The organism is Pseudomonas sp. AK-TSAG1-1, assembly GCF_056821665.1.
On record NZ_CM165965.1, the window covers coordinates 4,858,292 to 4,875,078 of the forward strand.

Sequence of the window (16,787 nt, forward strand, 5' to 3'; positions counted from 1 at the left end):
ACACCATCAACGAGGACCTTCACTGGGGCGTCGACGCATTGGCAAACGTAATGGGGTCAAAAAGCGATTCAGCGTCGTTGGCCTCAGAGCGCACGCTGATCGTGAATGTGCCGCCGGACGGGCTGGACACGAACACCCGCGTAATACCCTCGCCATCGGTGTAACTCTGCTCGGGGCGGATCACTACCGAATCATCGTTGCCGCCCTCAGCCGTGGCGAACCAGCGCACCAGACGGTGACGCCCAGGGTTTCGATAGTTATCGCGCAACGTGGCGTACAGCTCGACCTCCTGTCCCAATGGAACCGGCCCCAGTGGGACCTGGGCCATCAGCGGCCCCGGGAAGAACAGCGACAGCGCGTCGTCGGTGACGCTGATCGCCGGGGCCTGCTGTGCGTCGATCAGGTCCAGCCAGAACAGCGGAATTTCCCGCCCCATGACCTTGCCCGGCAGGTACTCGACCGTTACCGTACCGTCGACTTCGGTGGCTTTTGTCTGAATCGTGCCCAGACTGGCCGACCAGTACACATTGACGCCGCTCAATGGCTTGCCGTCGGCATCCTTGAGGGTCACGGTAAAGATGATTTTCTCGTTCGGCTTGTTGGCCACCACCTCGGTCTTGTCCACGACACAGGTCATGGTGACAAGCGGTTGCGCAACTTCATCGGCGAAAGCAACCAGCGGCGCATGCGCATCCGAAAGGCTGAGCACAGCGCGCTCGGCGGCGATTCGATAAGCATCCTTCTCAACGGTTTCCGGCAGGTTGCCCACCAGAAAAATCGTCAAGGCGTCCATGCCGCTGTGGCGGGCGAGTACGCGGATGCGCATCAGCAAGTCGAGCTGGGACAGGTTCTTCAGAATCTTCAGGGTCGGGTCGATGCGGCTGACGCATTCACGCACTTCATGCACGCTCCAGTCGAAAAACGCTGCGAGCCGCACCGATGCCGCCTGCTGCGCCAACCGTAGTGCGTCACCTGTCAGAGGGCTCGGCAAGGCATTGACCTGACGCAGGTAGTCCAGCAGGTTGGCGGCGGGCTGTTCACTCAATTCAAACGCCCGGCTCAGCGAACTCAGGTAATACAGCACGCGTATCGACAACAGATGCCGATCCTCCTGATCCATCCATGCCTGGTGACCGTATTGCAGAAAGTCTTCGAGCAGCAAAGCGCTCAAGTCCAGCTTGATGGTTACAGCACTACGCCGCCGGACATCGGCTAACAGGCTCAGCAACGGGTCTGGTTTTTCAGAGGCGTGCGCTCCGGGCCGGATGTCTTCAAGTGCATCGCGCTCGGCCCTTTCACTAACATGTAACAACAACTGATAGGCGGTGAACTGCGCCCACGTCAGCATCTGTAACCCGCGCTTGGCATCAAGGCCCGTGTAAACCGCCAGACACTCCCTGACGACCGAGACCTGCGCCTCACGAGCCTCCAACAGCACGCCCAGCATTCGCTCGACGATGATTCCCCGTACGCTGACATCGTTCTCGCCAAGCCCTTCCCTGACAGCCTGATCGAGCTTTTCCCGGGCAAAATTCAGGTACTGCGGCTCAGGCAACTGCAGGTCGATGACCAGCCCTGTGCTATCCACCAGTTCGGTCAACAATTGCAGCCAGTCCAGGCCTTCCAGCGAGGGCACGCCGGCCATCGCCAACCCGGCATTGTTGAACAGCGTGGCAGGCAGCAAATTACGGATCTGATCAAACAAGCGACGCTCGACCTGCGTGGCAACCGCCAATGCCTGCGGCGGTGATACCTGTTGCAACATCCACAGCACGGGGAGCTCGCGGTCCTTGCACCAGGACACGCAGGAGTGCAGCGCATAAATCAGGTTGAGTACGTCCGGTGTGGTCTCACTGTTACGGCGTTCCTGAATGCGCGGAGGACCGGCCAGCCCGTCGACCCAACTTTCCCCGCCCAGCAGGGTCAGCATCAGCAGGCCTTCGACCGGGGTAATACCCAGCAACCGTGGCAGCTTCACCAGCCGATAGAAACTCGAAATGATCGCCGGTGTACGCGTAAGCGTGCCCGTTTGCCCATGTGCGCGCTCGATCGCCGTCGCCAGATAGCTGTAAGTCTGTAGATCGATGTTTAAACCGCTGCACAATTGAGTGACCGTCAACTCGGGGACACCCTGCGCCGGCAGCGTCGCAAACGTTGCGCCGTCGAGCTTCAGCGGTTGGCGATAATTGCCCGAACTGTTGAACGTGTGGTCAAACAGTGACAACACCTCGGCGCGACCATAAATCGACATTTCATCGATGAATGCCGCAAAGTCTTCTGCCGCGCAGCCATAACGTTCACGCAGTGACTGGAACAAGCCCAGGGCATGCACCTGATGGGAGGAAATCCACCACGGGGCTGGCGGCTCAGCACCCCGTGCCTGGGCCTTGATCGCTGCTGTCAGCAACGCATCCACCTGCTCGGTGGGCAATTCCAGCCATTGATCCAGACGTAGCTTGCGGTTCATGCGCTCGTAGCGGTCAATGGTGCTCGGGTCCTGCGTCAGACGATGCAGGAAGGCTGCGCCCTCGTTCTTGTAATCAATATCGAGTGCCGGACTCGCGGCGGCATTGAGATACACCGAGCCGGAGCGCTGACTCTCGTCAGCGCCCGGTTGCACGGGTTCATACACGGTGACGTTGGCCGAACGCGTCGGGGCGAACTCGCGTATCGACAACAACGCCTCGATGCCCCGGGCGTCCAGCCGGGTGCGCTCGCCAAAGAACGGCACCTGATTGAGGTTCTGCCATTCCAATCCATGCGCACCAAAATTGCGCTCGTAATAGGCATCGCGGTCTTTCGCAGCTGTAGGCGCCTCGGTCAACAACTCACGCTGATAAGGCCCCAGTCGCGAAGCATGGGTAAAAGCACGCCCCGCATCGTTATCCCACGCCTCGGGCTGCAGGAAATAGGGATAGGCCAAATCCACCATGTGGGCGAAATTGCCCACCGACAGGCCATGCTGACGGGCAACAAAATCGAGGGTGACCCAATGCTGATAGTAAGGGAGGCCGTTGGGATAGCGGGCCTGGATCAGCGCCTCTTCCAGATCCGGCGGGCCGCTGCTGTTTTTTTCGATAAATGTTTCGAGCACCGGGACGATAATGTCCACCGCCGACACCGCCTGATGCACCGCGTTGAAGTCGACCAGCAGCTTTTTCAGATCCTGGCGCCGGTCGTGCAAATCCAGTTTCTTGGCGCTGCCAACGTTGTAGATCCGCTCATCGATCCAGCGTAACAATTCAATCAGATAAGCCACCGGCGAGGTGAACGACTCCAGCGCTTGCGGAGGACACAGGGTATCGAAATCCGGCTCGAATAACTGCTCGTAACTCGGCCCTTGAACGAACGACAGCAGACCGCTTTTGCAGCGAGTGACCTGCGCCGCAGAGCCACTCAACGAGTGCTCGATAAACTGGCGCCGGATACAAATCGCCAGGCTGTTCGCAGCACGCAGAAAGGCCCGCGCATCGTCGGGGGTCATCCGGTAAGCCCTGACCAGTCCCTGCACGCCGTGCTCGACCAGAGGAAAAATCGAGCCACCGTTTTCAAGATAAGCGCAAAACTCGGTATAGGTCTGGCGTTGATCATCGCTGAACACTTGTGCCAGCAACTGCAGCACGGGGCGCGTCACAGGATCGGTCATGGTCGGGCTCCCGGTGGGATCGAAGTCATGTCAAAGCGCTCGCTTTCAACCCAATCGGACAGGCTCGCGCCATCCGCCCCGTCGGTGAGGGTCTGTTGGAAGCGGCACCAGTGGCCGCCTGGAAGCACGGCTTGCGTCGCCTCGCCATGCCAGCCTTGAACAGTGACGGCAAGGCTGGCGCTCAGGGCTTGCTCAGGGTCGTACCAGGTCACCACACGCCCGACGCCAACGCGGCCTTTACCGACGAAACGAAGCGGATTTTCGACCCAGCGTCCCGGCGCCGGCTCGTCGATACCGGGCAGGTAAGTGCCGAGCACTACCGGGTGCGCAGTTGAAGCGGCAGATTCGAAACCGTCGCGCGAGGACACCGCCACCACATCGCAGGCGCCGGCGGGCTGATCCGCTTCAAGCGTCAATGACCAGGTACGATCCCCAAGCACCGGACTGCGCCCGAAGAGCGCGCCCTTGCTGCCCGTCAGCGTGACCGTAACGGTGTCCCCCGGGTAGCCGAATCCGGACACGACAACCGATCGACCGATATGCACGCCCCGGCCGGGGCTTTCGATGAACGGCGCTGCCGGCACCACTTTATAAATGCGTGACAGGGTGTCCTTCGATTCATGGGTCTGAAAGATTTGCCTGGCCTTCACGGTGTAGTTGCCAATCGGTAGCGTCACCTCGGCCGCCCATTTACCCTCGGCACTGACCGGTACTTTTTCGAGCAGGATCTCGCTCGGATTTTCACGCCAGAGCGTCACCTGACCATAGGGTTCTCCGGTACCGGAAAACCTGGAGGTTCGCGCCAGTGACTGATTGTGTGCCGGCACCTCGATGACCGGCGGCAACAGCACCACAAAATAGCTGCGCACATCACTGCGCAGGGATTCCCTGCCGGCGATGGTTTGCGTGGCGTCGATCTGGTATTTGCGAATCTCGAGTTTTTTCAGTTCGATGAACCAGGCACCATGCGCCGTCAGCCGTTTCGGCTGGCCCAATACCCGGCCGAATTGCGCGTCGCGCAGTTGCAGCGTGGCACCATTGAACCCGTTGGTTCCGCGCACGATCAGGTCGTAGTGGGCATCTGCGTTTTCATTCGGTTCGGTGATCACCGGTTTCTCCGGACTGACCGAAAATGCTCGCGATGCCGGGGGCGATGCGCGCCCTGCAACGGTCTGAATCACCGTGACGGTATGTTCCCTGTCCGGCGCAAACCCAGCCTCGCGCTTGAAGGTCCAGGTGCCGCTGCTGCCACTGGGTGTGTGTTCGTTCGTACTGTCGCTGTATTTCAGGCTGAGCGTCGCGCCGGGCCAGCAGGTGCCGGAGATTTTTGGTGACAGGCCGTCATTCTCGACAGCAGTGATCTGCGGTGCCAGCAGCGGCACGCTGATGGTCATTTCCACAGAGTCGGAGGCCACAGAACCGTCTTTTTGCACCAACAGCACAACCTTGGTGGTGTTCGGCTCCCAACGTGCTGAAGCCTGTGCCCGCCAGCCCTGGGCCGTTACCGGTGCCATCGGTGCAATCGGCGCGCCGGTCGTCCTGTCCGTCACATGCACCGTGGCTCCGATCACCCCTTTGCCCGTCAGGATCGGCGTGTAATCGACCACGGTATAAGCCAGCTCAGTCGGTGATGGAAAACGGTCGATGTTGACGATCCGTTCAACCGCTTGCGACACCGCATCACCCAGTTTCTGCAGCACACGCACTGTGCGTGTCGAACCCGGTGCCCAGGCCTGCGACGCCCGGGTCGACCAGCCCTGTGCCGTGACGGTTGCCGACGGGGCGACCACGCTGTTGTCCGCCTTGTCCGTAATCTCGACCGACGCGCCGGTAACGCCCCTACCGCTGAATGTCGGGGTGTAACTGGTAATGGTGTGGGTCACATCCGTGGGCGGCGGCAGTGTTGATGACGCCTTGAACAGGTATTCCTGCGAAGGAATCCAGCCACCCGCGTTATCGGAGACTTTCTGGACAGCCTTCAGATCGTAATCGCCGATGGGCCAGTTTTGTGAGCTGGCGGTCCAGCGCCCGCCCTGCACGGTCACGCTAGACGGCGGTGTTGCGCCGGCCGGGCCTTTCACGATCGTGATCTCGACCGTGGCGCCGGTGAAGCCAGCGCCGGAAAACTCGATTGTGGTGAGGGTCGGGTAGACAACACTGACTGTGGTCAAGGCTGGGGGGCGAATTTTAAACAACCGCGGCACACTCCGTCCCGACTCCAGACCTCCTTTGATTTGCTTGGCAACCAGAGAAGCAGGCCCGGGGGGCAGCGTGACGGACGCGCTCCATTGCGCTCCAGTCAAAACATTGCTCTGGCCCACTTGGGCAGAACCCAAGTCTTCTAACAGAATAACTATAGCCCCTGCTTCGCCCTCGTTACCTGACACCGTAAAGGTCATTGCCTGCTGCGAGGCATTTGCAGGCGAGGTAATTGCAGGTGTGGCCGGCCGCAAGTAAACCGTCACGGGCACCTTGTTTGAATACCCGATGTGCGTGCCCTGGAAACTTGAATCAGCATGAAAAACAAAGGGCCCCTCGGGTAAATCCTGGCTAAGGTTTACCTTCCATAAGCCGTTTCTGACGGTTGCTTGCCCGTAGGATCCCCCGCTCCCGCCCTCTCTGTATATCGTGACCGTTACACCGTCGTTGGGCCCTGTACCAGAGACTTCCGGTCTAAGTTCACGTATCACATCATTTTCTTTAGGGAGAGTGATCTGCGCCGGGTCGTAAACAACTGTGAAGGGATAATCTGTACGTCCCGTGTCCTGCTCCCCCCAAGGGATGTAGTACTCGACAGAGAAAATATGCGGCCCCGGGGTGAGGTCCGACGCACGTTGATAACTCCATTTATCTGGAGCTGGCACGGTTACGCCGTAACTCGAACCGTTATCAAAAAGTACACGAACAACCGCCGACGCCCTGGCATCTTTAGTACCGCTGATAATCGGCCTGGCACCCAATTGGGCACCACTCTGGAAGGAGGTCATAAGCGGCTTGGCTGCGAGGATAAAATCCACATAACCCCAGCTCTGCCATTCACCTCTCAATTTTGCCCGGAAACCGAAACGGCCCTGACCGTTACGATCGGTGGCGGGCACACTTCTGAACAACACGCCAAGGCCATCGGTATTTCCCGTATAGCTCTGACCTCCATACTGGTCTACCAACTGATATTCGTGAACGCCAAATTCACCCGCCTCAATATGAAAATACACGGGTGATACCAGCGCGTAACTCATGGAGGACGGCTTATGAACAAGGGGCGCCGGCCGCGCTATCGATTGTTCATCTGCAGTAACCCCAGGCGTAATTTCGGGGTTATTGTCAGAGCCGGATTGTTCATTATCGTCTGCCATGAGAGATCTCTCGGGTGATGCCAGGATTGATACGGCACAATGAGTTGATACGCCTGAGGTACCTGGTTGCCTACCTGTAAAATCTGACAGTACTGACGAACGGTAACGAGTATTTCGCGGCGTTTCCCCCAGCTCGCCGGGAGGCTACAACGCCATGCGCCTTTGCCTACAGATCCGCCAGAATCCGCTGGCTTGTGCGCTTTGCTGATGACCCGTAACGTGGTCCGTGCCGCTGCCAATCAGTGGTCGGGTTTGGTCGCCCGGGGGGTAGACGTATGTGCATAAGCGTCATCAAGTCGGGTACTCCCTATCCCCGCACTTGATGGTGGCTGTTCGCAGGGCGCCCTCGGGCGCGCCGGTATTTCGTATGCCTCCCGGTCGACTGACCTGCTTGCAGCCGCCACCCTCGCGATGGCGATTTATCAATTGAGCGAGATGGGTTTGTTGCTGGCGGAGCAGGCGCTGGACAGTGAGCGGGCGTTTGCGGCGGCCCAGGCGTTAGTGATGGGTTCTCTGTGTGACGCTTTCGCGAGCAGGCTCGCTCCCACAGTGGCCCGTGCTGATCACAAAAATTGTGTGCACCAGCGATCCTTGTGGGAGCGGGCTTGCCCGCGAAGCTTTTGGCGGTATGAAGTCAGGCCGAGGCCGGCAATGGCTGAAAACTGAAGTACTGACGCAACGCCTCGACCAGTTGCGCATATTCCGGCGGCGGACGCTGCAGGCTGAAGCCGGCGTCGTAATGCATCGGGGTCGCGTCTTCATGGCACCACAGGCAGCACGCGGTGAGGTCGATCACCTGCTGGAGGCCATCGCCGCACGGGAGCTTGAGACGCAGGCTGAAATCGACACCGATCATCATCGGCAACTGGCTGATGAGCATCAGCCCGTCTTCGGACACATTGCCCAGAAAACCGATGGGTTTGTCGGTGACGCTGTTGAACACCCGGAGGAAGTACGGCAACTGGTGCCGTTCGATTCGACGGTCGGTAAACATGCGCAGTACGCCATGCAAGGCTCCATTACAGAGCCGCACCTTTGCTTCGGAACACGCCTGTATCGCAGACGTGCTCTCCCCGCTTCCGGTGGGATGGTCGCCAATACGCCATCACCTCAACAACGACCAGTCGCAGGTGTTGCCCCGGTTCAGACGCGAGGCGCTGAACCGGATCACTGGACTATAGCTCACCTTATACAGTCAGTCAGCGTTTGTATGACAACCAGCATCAGAAGCGTTGCGGACTCGGCACTGCAGCTGCACTGCGCGTCGGGTAGTGGCCCAGGCTCTGCAGGGTTTCCAGGCGCGCACGGGCGCGGAAGGCATATTCGCTGTTGGGGTACGAGGCGATGATGAACTGGTAGGTCTGCGCCGCGTCGATGTACATTTTTTGCCGTTCCAGGCACTGACCGCGCATCATCGACACTTCCGGCCACACATAAGGGCGGGCCCGGCTGTCGCGCTCGACCTTGGACAGTTCGAGCATCACCTGCTCGCAATTGCCTCGGTCATAGGCGCTGTAGGCGTTGTTCAGATGGTGGTTCATCGCCCAACGGGTACATCCCGTGGCAGCGAGGGCGCTGAGGGCAAGGGCGGCAATGGGCAACAATCGCATGAGGGTTCTCCTGTCTTGAGCAGTGTATCGACCCGCTGCCAAAAATCTTCAGAAGCGTTTGCGCCGATTGTCGCGTTCAATAAAGAAAACAATAACGAAGCTCTTCACAAAAAGTAGTGCAAACGAACAATGACTACACCCCAAGAGCATAGTAGCCTCTGCTAGCGCTTGAACTCAGGAGTCTTTGCATGTCCGTCCGTCGTACCAAAATCGTCGCTACCCTTGGCCCGGCCAGTAACTCGCCGGAAGTTCTCGAACAGCTGATTCTGGCTGGTCTGGACGTCGCCCGTCTGAACTTCTCCCACGGCACCCCCGACGAGCACAAGGCTCGCGCGAAGCTGGTGCGTGACCTGGCTGCCAAGCACGGTCGCTTCGTCGCCCTGCTGGGTGACCTGCAAGGCCCGAAAATCCGTATCGCCAAATTTGCCAACAAGCGCATCGAGCTGAAGATCGGTGACAAGTTCACCTTCTCCACCAGCCATCCGCTGACCGAAGGCAACCAGCAAGTGGTCGGCATCGACTACCCGGATCTGGTGAAAGACTGCGGCGTGGGCGACGAGCTGCTGCTCGACGACGGCCGTGTGGTGATGCGCGTCGACACCGCTACCGCCACCGAACTGCACTGCACCGTGACCATCGGCGGCCCGCTGTCCGACCACAAAGGCATCAACCGTCGCGGTGGCGGCCTGACCGCACCGGCCCTGACTGAAAAAGACAAGGCCGACATCAAGCTCGCCGCTGAAATGGAAGTCGACTACCTCGCGGTGTCCTTCCCGCGTGACGCTGCCGACATGAACTACGCCCGTCAACTGCGTGACGAAGCCGGCGGCACGGCCTGGCTGGTGGCGAAGATCGAACGCGCCGAAGCCGTGGCCGATGATGAAACCCTCGACGGCCTGATCAAGGCGTCCGACGCAGTGATGGTTGCCCGTGGTGACCTGGGTGTGGAAATCGGCGACGCCGAGCTTGTGGGCATTCAGAAGAAAATCATTCTGCACGCACGCCGCCACAACAAGGCAGTGATCGTCGCGACCCAGATGATGGAGTCGATGATCCAGAACCCGATGCCGACCCGCGCCGAAGTGTCCGACGTGGCCAACGCCGTGCTCGACTACACCGACGCCGTGATGCTCTCGGCCGAATCCGCTGCCGGTCTGTACCCGCTGGAAGCCGTTCAGGCGATGGCGCGTATCTGCGTCGGCGCTGAAAAGCACCCGACCAGCAAGACCTCCAGCCACCGTATCGGCAAGGAATTCGAGCGCTGCGACGAAAGCATCGCCCTGGCGACCATGTACACCGCCAACCACTTCCCGGGCGTGAAAGCGATCATCGCACTGACTGAAAGCGGCTACACCCCGCTGATCATGTCGCGTATCCGCTCCTCGGTGCCGATCTACGCCTTCACCCCGCACCGCGAAGCCCAGGCTCGCGCAGCGATGTTCCGTGGCGTGTACACCGTGCCGTTCGACCCGGCGTCGCTGGCACCGAACGAAGTCAGCCAGAAAGCGATCGACGAACTGGTCAAGCGCGGCGTCGTGGAAAAAGGCGACTGGGTCATCCTGACCAAGGGCGACAGCTACCACACCACTGGCGGCACCAACGGCATGAAAATCCTGCACGTTGGCGACAAGATGGTCTGAGTCGTCCCGCGCTGAAAAACAAAAGCCCCGCCATGAGAATGGCGGGGCTTTTGCGTTTCCAAATGGCCGTTTTCAGCGGTCACTGATGCCATTACCGCTCGTCGTAACTGTCAACTCTGACAGTAGAACCACCGTTCATTCGCGCATCCACTCACCCTGATACCAATGAGTGAATACGCTGAAGAAGGAGTGACACAATGGCAATTCAGCTCACGAACCTCGCACAACTGGACAAGACCTTTGCAGAGGACGGGATTTTTACTGCGCCTCCCTCTGAAGGCATCAAAAACATTATTCCGCGGTTCCTTACGCTTGGCCCCTCCGGAGATGCTTACTTTTTATGCAGCGTACAAGACCTTGAAAACCGGAGCCTGTATGCATGTTTTCATCTAAATGAACATGGTCAGTTCGATGAAGACTTCGGGGGAAATGGCTACGTCGTGGGGTCGTTTGACGGGAGTGAAAGCTCTATAAGCAATAGTTCGCAGCAGATCCTGCTGGTGGATATCGACGGGAGCAAGAGGATTTTACTTGTCGGTTTTTTTTTAGCCCCGGGGGCTGGGTGGAGAAGTTCTCTGGTACGCCTTCATTTGAATGGAGAAATGGATACGGCGTTCGGGGAGGGAGGGATAAGAATCATTGATCTGCCGCCCGACAATGCACAAGGCATCTCAGCGCTTGCGAGTGCTCAGACTCCACACAGCGCAGACACCGGTCGCACACAGCTTTCGATTTTGCCTGACAACCGCATTTTGTTGATTCAAGAAGGGAAAAATTTCGACTACATCAATGTTTTAAACAGCGATGGTTCACCCGACACAAACTTCAATGGAAGCGGTTTTTTTGAAGCCAAACCTAAAGATGCCAGAAATGTCTTTCTGTGGTCCCTCATGCGAACGGCGAAGGGCAAGTTCGTTGGCGCGGGGGTCGTCGAAACGCTCCCCATCTCTACCCAAAAGGCACTGTTCGTTCAGCTGGATGATAAAGGCGAGCTCGATACCTCATTTGGGGACGGGGGTTATGTGCTTATCGGCGGGGAATATGCTGACTATCAGATCCGTGACTTGGTCACTCAGCCCAACGAACGCATCCTGGGCATTGGCATCAGTGTCGGCGTCAGAGGTTTGTTGATCAGTCGAGAGCCGGACGGTACACCAAACATTCAATTTAATGGAGGCGAGCCGCTTGATACCATCCTGGATCAAGGAAAGACAAACTGGCTGTCGGGTAAGGTCCTCGGAAACGGCACGTTTCTAGTGGCGGGAAGAGCGGGCGACGAATTAGATCCACTCATCAGCGGTAACGTCGTAGTTGCGCGTTTTCTGAACAATGGCGCGCTGGACACTTCATTCGGTAACGGTACCGGATATTGGCGTTTCGCCGACACTACCGGTCTCGCCGTGCTGCCCCTTGCCTTTATGGAGGGTAAGGTTTTGTTCATAACCTGGACAAAAAGCAACTTCGTCAGGGTCATGCGTGGGTTGATACCAGACGCTGGCCCGGCTCAGTGAGCGCGACGGCCGAGAAACAAAAGCCCTGCCCTGTGAATGGCAGGGCTCTTTGCTTTCCAACTCAATGATTGCGGGACCGGGGCCGACCCCGGTCACCCCCGGTTGATAAACCCCATCAGTGCCGCAATTGCTTCCGGCGAGCGCAAGCGCTGGACGAACAGCTTGCCTTCCTCCTCGACCACCTTGCGCAATAACTCCCTGTCCGGCGCCTTCATCAGCTGTTTGCTGATGCGCACCGCTTCGGGTGGCAGTTTGTCGAAGCGCAGCGCCATCTCCCGCGCCTTGGCAAAGGCCGCTTCGCCGCTGGGCAATGCCTGGGTGGCAATGCCCCAGGCCGCCGCCTGTTCACCGTTGAACCCTTCACCCAGCAGCAACAACTCGGCAGCCTTGGCCTGGCCAATCAGACGCGGCAGGATCAGGCTGGAGCCAAACTCCGGGCACAGCCCCAGGTTGACGAACGGCATGCGCAACCGCGCATCGCGGCTGACGTACACCAGATCGCAGTGCAGCAGCAACGTGGTGCCGATGCCCACCGCTGCACCGGCCACGGCGGCGATCACCGGTTTGCGGCATTCGAGCAGATTGAGCATGAAGTGGAACACCGGGCTGTCGAGGTCGCTCGGCGGTTGCTGGACGAAATCGGCGATGTCGTTGCCGGCGGTGAAGCATTCGGCGCTGCCGGTGATCAGCACGGCGTTGATTTCAGGATCGCTGTCGGCCTGCTTCAGGGCCTCGGCAAGACGACTGTACATCGCGCGGGTCAGGGCGTTTTTCTTGTCCGGGCGATTCAGGCGCAGGGTCAACAGGCCGCGTTCACGTTCTACTTGGATAGCATCGGTCATGGCAGGTCTCGCGTCTGAAAAGTCAGCGCTCAACCACGGCTCAGAAAGACGTCCGCCAGCAGTTGATTGCGCGGCAATCCGGCCAGGTACAGACGCCTGGCAAAGGCATCGACGCTGGTCGGTGAGCCGCAGACTAAGGCCAGGGTTTGCCGGGAAACAAGGCGCAGTTGCGCCAAAGCGGCGGCTGACTCGGCCGCCGTCCACAGCTCGATACTGAGGTTTTCGCGCTGCGCAGCCAGCGCCGCAAGGGGTTTGGCCAGATAGTGCTCGCGCTCGTCATGGGCCAGGTGAATGACACGGATGGCCCCTTGATGATCCTGGCGCAAGGCTTCGCGCAGCACGCCGAACAATGGCCCCAACCCGGTGCCGGCCGCCAGCAGCCACAGCGGTCGCGTGTGCCAGTCGGGGTCGTAATGCAGCGCGCCGCCGCGCAGCTCACCGAGACGGATCGGGTCGCCGATCTGCAGGCGCCGCGCTGCATCGCTGAATTCACCGGGCTGGTGACAGTCGAGGTGAAACTCAAGAAAGCGCTCTTCCTGCGGCAGGCTCGCCAGCGAATACGGCCTGGCGATATGGTTGATCCACAGCACCAGATGTTGCCCGGCACTGTAGCGCAGCGGTCGTTGCGGGGTCAGGCGCAAGCGCAGCACGTTGTCGCTGAGCCAGTCCAGCGCCTCGACCACCGCCGGCCGACCGTCCGCAACCGGGTCGAAGGTGTGCACCTGCAAGTCTTCGGTCACTTGGCACTGGCAGGCCAGGCGCCAGCCCTGCTGACGCTGTTCAGCGCTCAGGGCATCCGGCCGATTGTCGACAGGCAAGCCGTTCACGCACTGCACCAGACACGCATGGCAACTGCCGGCGCGGCAGCTGTAAGGCACCGCAACGCCGTGTTGATTCAGGGCATCGAGCAGGTTGCTGCCCGCCGCCACCGACCACTGCTGTTCACCCACACGAAGTTCAGGCATCCACATTCTCCCACGCGGCTGCGCAGCGATTGCGCCCGTCGCGCTTGGCCCGATACAGCGCCTGATCGGCACGCTGCAGGGCATCGTCCAGATCGTCGCCCAACTCCAGCAGGGTCATGCCCGCCGAAAGGCTGAGGTTGCGCACGTTCAGGCCCATCAGTTCGACGTCCGTGAAGGCAATGCGCAGGCGTTCGCAACAGGCGGTCAGGCGCTCGGCATCGCAGTCGGGCAGCAACACCACAAATTCCTCACCACCGTAACGCGCCAGCACGTCGCCGTCACGCAGGCAGGCGCCGGCCACTCCAGCGAACGCCTGCAACACCTGATCGCCGGCAGCATGGCCGTGCAAATCGTTGATGCGTTTGAAGTGATCGAGATCAATCAGCGCCAGGCCATGGACCACGCCGGGGTCCATCGCACTGAGTTCGCGGGAAGCCAGGCGCAAAAAATGCCGACGGTTGAACAACCCGGTCAGCTCATCGGTGGCCACCAGGTCTTCGAGCTGACGCATCATGCCGCGCAGGGTGTCCTGATGCGCCTGCAGGGCAAACCGGCGCTGCCGCTGACGCTGCCGCGATACCTGGACAAACCGCGCGTAGATCACCAGCCACGCCAGCACCATCGCCAGAATGCATACCTGCAAGGCTGCCAGCGCCGGATCCGGCAGGCGGAAGTGGTAGCCATCCCAGAGGGTGATCGCACAGAAACTGAAGAACACCAGCAGCGCGCAGCGAATGAACGCACGCCGGGATAAATGAAACAGGCCGAACAGCAGGATCAGCACGTAGAACACCAGAAACGCACCGCGGGCCTCGTCCAGATGGGCAATCAGCCAGGTCTGCCAGCCGAGCCCGAGCAGCACTTGCGCCTCGGTCAGGCTGGGATCGGCAAAACGCAGGTTGCGCCCGGACCAGAACAGCGCGAACAGCGTCGCCTGACTGATGACCACCAAGGCGCTGCCGATGGCCACACTGTTCAATGACTGCGGGTAATGACCAGTGAAAAACGCCAGCCACAGCAGCAGCAAAGCCAATCCGTAGGTGGCTGCAGCGAGGGCAAAGCGTTTGAGCAAAAGACGTTGTATGGCGTTATGGGTCAATCGTTGACTCACCGTGCGATAGGAGGCTGACCGAGTGTCCTACTCTACAGACCGGATGCCACTTTAGAGGGGCGGTCGATAAATGACCACCGATTTTCGGGCTCGAAAATTGACGTCAAAAGTGTGGCCTCAAAAGGCCCACCCTAGCCCTCTCCCCGAGGGAGAGGGAACTGACCGCATTGTTTATTTGCGATACGCCGACCTGATACATCAAGCCGGACTCAGGTTTTGAATTCGCCACAAATCGGCTCCCTTCCCCCCTCGCCCCCTTGGGGGAGAGAGCTGGGGTGAGGGGGTGGGTATTGAAGTGCGCACCCGATGTTCGATATTCGCCCAACCATGCGACCAACGAATGACTGCCGGCGCGTGTATGCCCTGAAGAGGCGCGGTATACTGCCGCGCCTTTTTAGCGTCGCGCCAGCAGCCCCGGCGTGCCTTGAAAGGTGCTTGCGACCGACCGATGCACCCAAGCCGCAGGCACCTTATTGAATGTTCCCGTCTTTTAGAGGAGCGCGACTCATGACCGTGATCAAGCAAGATGACCTGATTCAGAGCGTTGCCGACGCCCTGCAATTCATTTCCTACTACCACCCCGTGGATTTCATCCAGGCGATGCACGAAGCCTACCTGCGCGAAGAATCGCCAGCGGCCCGTGATTCGATCGCGCAGATCCTGATCAACTCGCGCATGTGCGCCACCGGCCACCGGCCGATCTGCCAGGACACCGGCATCGTGACCGTGTTCGTGCGCGTGGGCATGGACGTGCGTTGGGATGGCGCGACCATGAGCCTGGACGACATGATCAACGAAGGCGTGCGCCGCGCCTACAACCTGCCGGAAAACGTGCTGCGTGCCTCGATCCTCGCCGACCCGGCGGGCGCTCGTAAAAACACCAAGGACAACACCCCGGCGGTGATCCACTACTCCATCGTCCCGGGCAACACCGTGGAAGTGGACGTGGCGGCCAAGGGCGGCGGTTCCGAGAACAAGTCGAAAATGGCCATGCTCAACCCGTCCGACTCGATCGTTGACTGGGTGCTCAAGACCGTTCCGACCATGGGCGCCGGCTGGTGCCCACCGGGCATGCTCGGCATCGGTATCGGCGGCACCGCCGAGAAAGCCGCGGTCATGGCTAAAGAAGTGTTGATGGAATCCATCGACATCCACGAGCTCAAGGCCCGTGGCCCGCAGAACCGCATCGAAGAGATCCGTCTGGAGCTGTTCGAGAAGGTCAACCAGCTGGGCATCGGCGCCCAGGGCCTCGGTGGCCTGACCACCGTGCTCGACGTGAAGATCATGGACTACCCGACCCACGCCGCTTCCCTGCCGGTGTGCATGATCCCGAACTGCGCCGCCACCCGTCACGCGCACTTCGTGCTCGACGGTTCCGGCCCGGCCTCGCTGGAAGCACCATCGCTGGACGCCTACCCGGAAATCGTCTGGGAAGCCGGTCCGTCGGCCCGCCGCGTCAACCTCGACACCCTGACCCCGGAAGACGTGCAGAGCTGGAAGCCGGGCGAAACCGTCCTGCTCAACGGCAAGATGCTCACCGGTCGCGACGCTGCGCACAAGCGCATGGTCGAGATGCTGAACAAGGGCGAAACCCTGCCGGTAGACCTCAAGGGTCGCTTCATCTACTACGTCGGCCCGGTTGATCCGGTCGGTGACGAAGTGGTTGGCCCGGCTGGCCCGACCACGGCCACGCGGATGGACAAGTTCACCCGTCAGATCCTCGAGCAGACCGGCCTGCTGGGCATGATCGGCAAGTCCGAGCGCGGCCCGACCGCGATCGAAGCGATCAAGGACAACAAGGCCGTGTACCTGATGGCCGTGGGCGGCGCCGCTTACCTGGTGGCCCAGGCCATCAAGAAGTCCAAGGTGCTGGCATTCGCCGAGCTGGGCATGGAAGCGATCTACGAGTTCGAGGTCAAGGACATGCCGGTTACCGTCGCGGTGGACAGCAACGGTGAGTCGGTACACATCACCGGCCCGGCGATCTGGCAACAGAAGATCGCCGAAAGCCTGGCGGTAGAAGTGCAGTAAGCGTTCCGCAGCTGCAGAAAAGGCCGGCCCGTCACACGACGGGCCGGCCTTTTTTCTGCCTGAGAGAAAAACTCA

At 60.0% G+C, this 16,787-nt stretch carries 10 protein-coding genes and 1 pseudogene; 4 read left to right on the forward strand and 7 right to left on the reverse strand.

The annotated features are described in order from the left end of the window. Window positions 1–19 precede the first annotated feature (19 nt). Window positions 20–3,646, reverse strand: a complete 3,627-nt coding sequence (locus tag AC1UK9_RS21985) for a Tc toxin subunit A (protein WP_482578492.1) — start codon at window positions 3,644–3,646, stop codon at window positions 20–22. Then, the gene (locus tag AC1UK9_RS21990) at window positions 3,643–7,002 is read right to left on the reverse strand and encodes an Ig-like domain-containing protein (RefSeq protein WP_482578493.1); all 3,360 of its coding nucleotides are present in this window, start codon (window positions 7,000–7,002) and stop codon (window positions 3,643–3,645) included. The genes AC1UK9_RS21985 and AC1UK9_RS21990 overlap by 4 nt, the downstream gene beginning before the upstream one ends. 405 nt (window positions 7,003–7,407) lie before the next feature. On the opposite strand from AC1UK9_RS21990, the pseudogene AC1UK9_RS21995 reads away from it, so the two are divergent. Next, a pseudogene (locus AC1UK9_RS21995) lies at window positions 7,408–7,488 on the forward strand (DUF6124 family protein); the annotation flags it as partial. A gap of 148 nt (window positions 7,489–7,636) precedes the next feature. Here AC1UK9_RS21995 and AC1UK9_RS22000 read toward each other — a convergent pair. Then, complete coding sequence (locus AC1UK9_RS22000) at window positions 7,637–7,996, reverse strand: PilZ domain-containing protein (RefSeq protein WP_473013404.1); 360 nt, start codon at window positions 7,994–7,996, stop codon at window positions 7,637–7,639. 229 nt (window positions 7,997–8,225) lie between these two features. Continuing rightward, entirely contained in the window at window positions 8,226–8,612 is a 387-nt protein-coding gene (locus AC1UK9_RS22005) for a tetratricopeptide repeat protein (RefSeq protein ID WP_025112748.1), read from the reverse strand. A 188-nt stretch (window positions 8,613–8,800) separates the two neighbouring features. Here AC1UK9_RS22005 and pyk point away from each other — a divergent pair, with 188 nt between their 5' ends. Both pyk and AC1UK9_RS22015 read left to right on the forward strand, forming a co-directional pair. Then, on the forward strand, window positions 8,801–10,252 hold the full coding sequence (pyk, locus tag AC1UK9_RS22010; RefSeq protein WP_025112747.1) for a pyruvate kinase: 1,452 nt from the start codon (window positions 8,801–8,803) through the stop codon (window positions 10,250–10,252). 197 nt (window positions 10,253–10,449) lie between these two features. Then, the gene (locus AC1UK9_RS22015) at window positions 10,450–11,763 is read left to right on the forward strand and encodes an NHL repeat-containing protein (RefSeq protein ID WP_482578494.1); all 1,314 of its coding nucleotides are present in this window, start codon (window positions 10,450–10,452) and stop codon (window positions 11,761–11,763) included. 92 nt (window positions 11,764–11,855) lie between these two features. On the opposite strand, the gene AC1UK9_RS22020 is transcribed toward AC1UK9_RS22015, so the two are convergent. The 3 genes from AC1UK9_RS22020 to AC1UK9_RS22030 are packed head-to-tail and all read right to left on the reverse strand — an operon-like array spanning window position 11,856 to window position 14,669. Further along, window positions 11,856–12,605 (reverse strand): enoyl-CoA hydratase-related protein, encoded by a 750-nt coding sequence (locus AC1UK9_RS22020; RefSeq protein ID WP_482578495.1) that lies wholly within the window; start codon window positions 12,603–12,605, stop codon window positions 11,856–11,858. A 29-nt stretch (window positions 12,606–12,634) separates the two neighbouring features. After that, window positions 12,635–13,570 (reverse strand): iron-sulfur-binding ferredoxin reductase, encoded by a 936-nt coding sequence (locus AC1UK9_RS22025; RefSeq protein WP_482578496.1) that lies wholly within the window; start codon window positions 13,568–13,570, stop codon window positions 12,635–12,637. Then, entirely contained in the window at window positions 13,563–14,669 is a 1,107-nt protein-coding gene (locus tag AC1UK9_RS22030) for a GGDEF domain-containing protein (RefSeq protein ID WP_473013408.1), read from the reverse strand. Before AC1UK9_RS22030 ends, AC1UK9_RS22025 begins: the two co-directional genes overlap by 8 nt. A gap of 519 nt (window positions 14,670–15,188) precedes the next feature. Here AC1UK9_RS22030 and AC1UK9_RS22035 point away from each other — a divergent pair. Next, the gene (locus AC1UK9_RS22035) at window positions 15,189–16,712 is read left to right on the forward strand and encodes a fumarate hydratase (RefSeq protein WP_127648340.1); all 1,524 of its coding nucleotides are present in this window, start codon (window positions 15,189–15,191) and stop codon (window positions 16,710–16,712) included. Window positions 16,713–16,787: the final 75 nt, after the last annotated feature.

Bases quoted from the DNA above. Each gene is read 5' to 3' on its own strand.
- AC1UK9_RS21985 (WP_482578492.1), bottom strand. From the start codon at position 3,646: ATGACCGATCCTGTGACGCGCCCCGTGCTGCAGTTGCTGGCACAAGTG.
- AC1UK9_RS21990 (WP_482578493.1), bottom strand. From the start codon at position 7,002: ATGGCAGACGATAATGAACAATCCGGCTCTGACAATAACCCCGAAATT.
- AC1UK9_RS22000 (WP_473013404.1), bottom strand. From the start codon at position 7,996: ATGTTTACCGACCGTCGAATCGAACGGCACCAGTTGCCGTACTTCCTC.
- AC1UK9_RS22005 (WP_025112748.1), bottom strand. From the start codon at position 8,612: ATGCGATTGTTGCCCATTGCCGCCCTTGCCCTCAGCGCCCTCGCTGCC.
- pyk (WP_025112747.1), top strand. From the start codon at position 8,801: ATGTCCGTCCGTCGTACCAAAATCGTCGCTACCCTTGGCCCGGCCAGT.
- AC1UK9_RS22015 (WP_482578494.1), top strand. From the start codon at position 10,450: ATGGCAATTCAGCTCACGAACCTCGCACAACTGGACAAGACCTTTGCA.
- AC1UK9_RS22020 (WP_482578495.1), bottom strand. From the start codon at position 12,605: ATGACCGATGCTATCCAAGTAGAACGTGAACGCGGCCTGTTGACCCTG.
- AC1UK9_RS22025 (WP_482578496.1), bottom strand. From the start codon at position 13,570: ATGCCTGAACTTCGTGTGGGTGAACAGCAGTGGTCGGTGGCGGCGGGC.
- AC1UK9_RS22035 (WP_127648340.1), top strand. From the start codon at position 15,189: ATGACCGTGATCAAGCAAGATGACCTGATTCAGAGCGTTGCCGACGCC.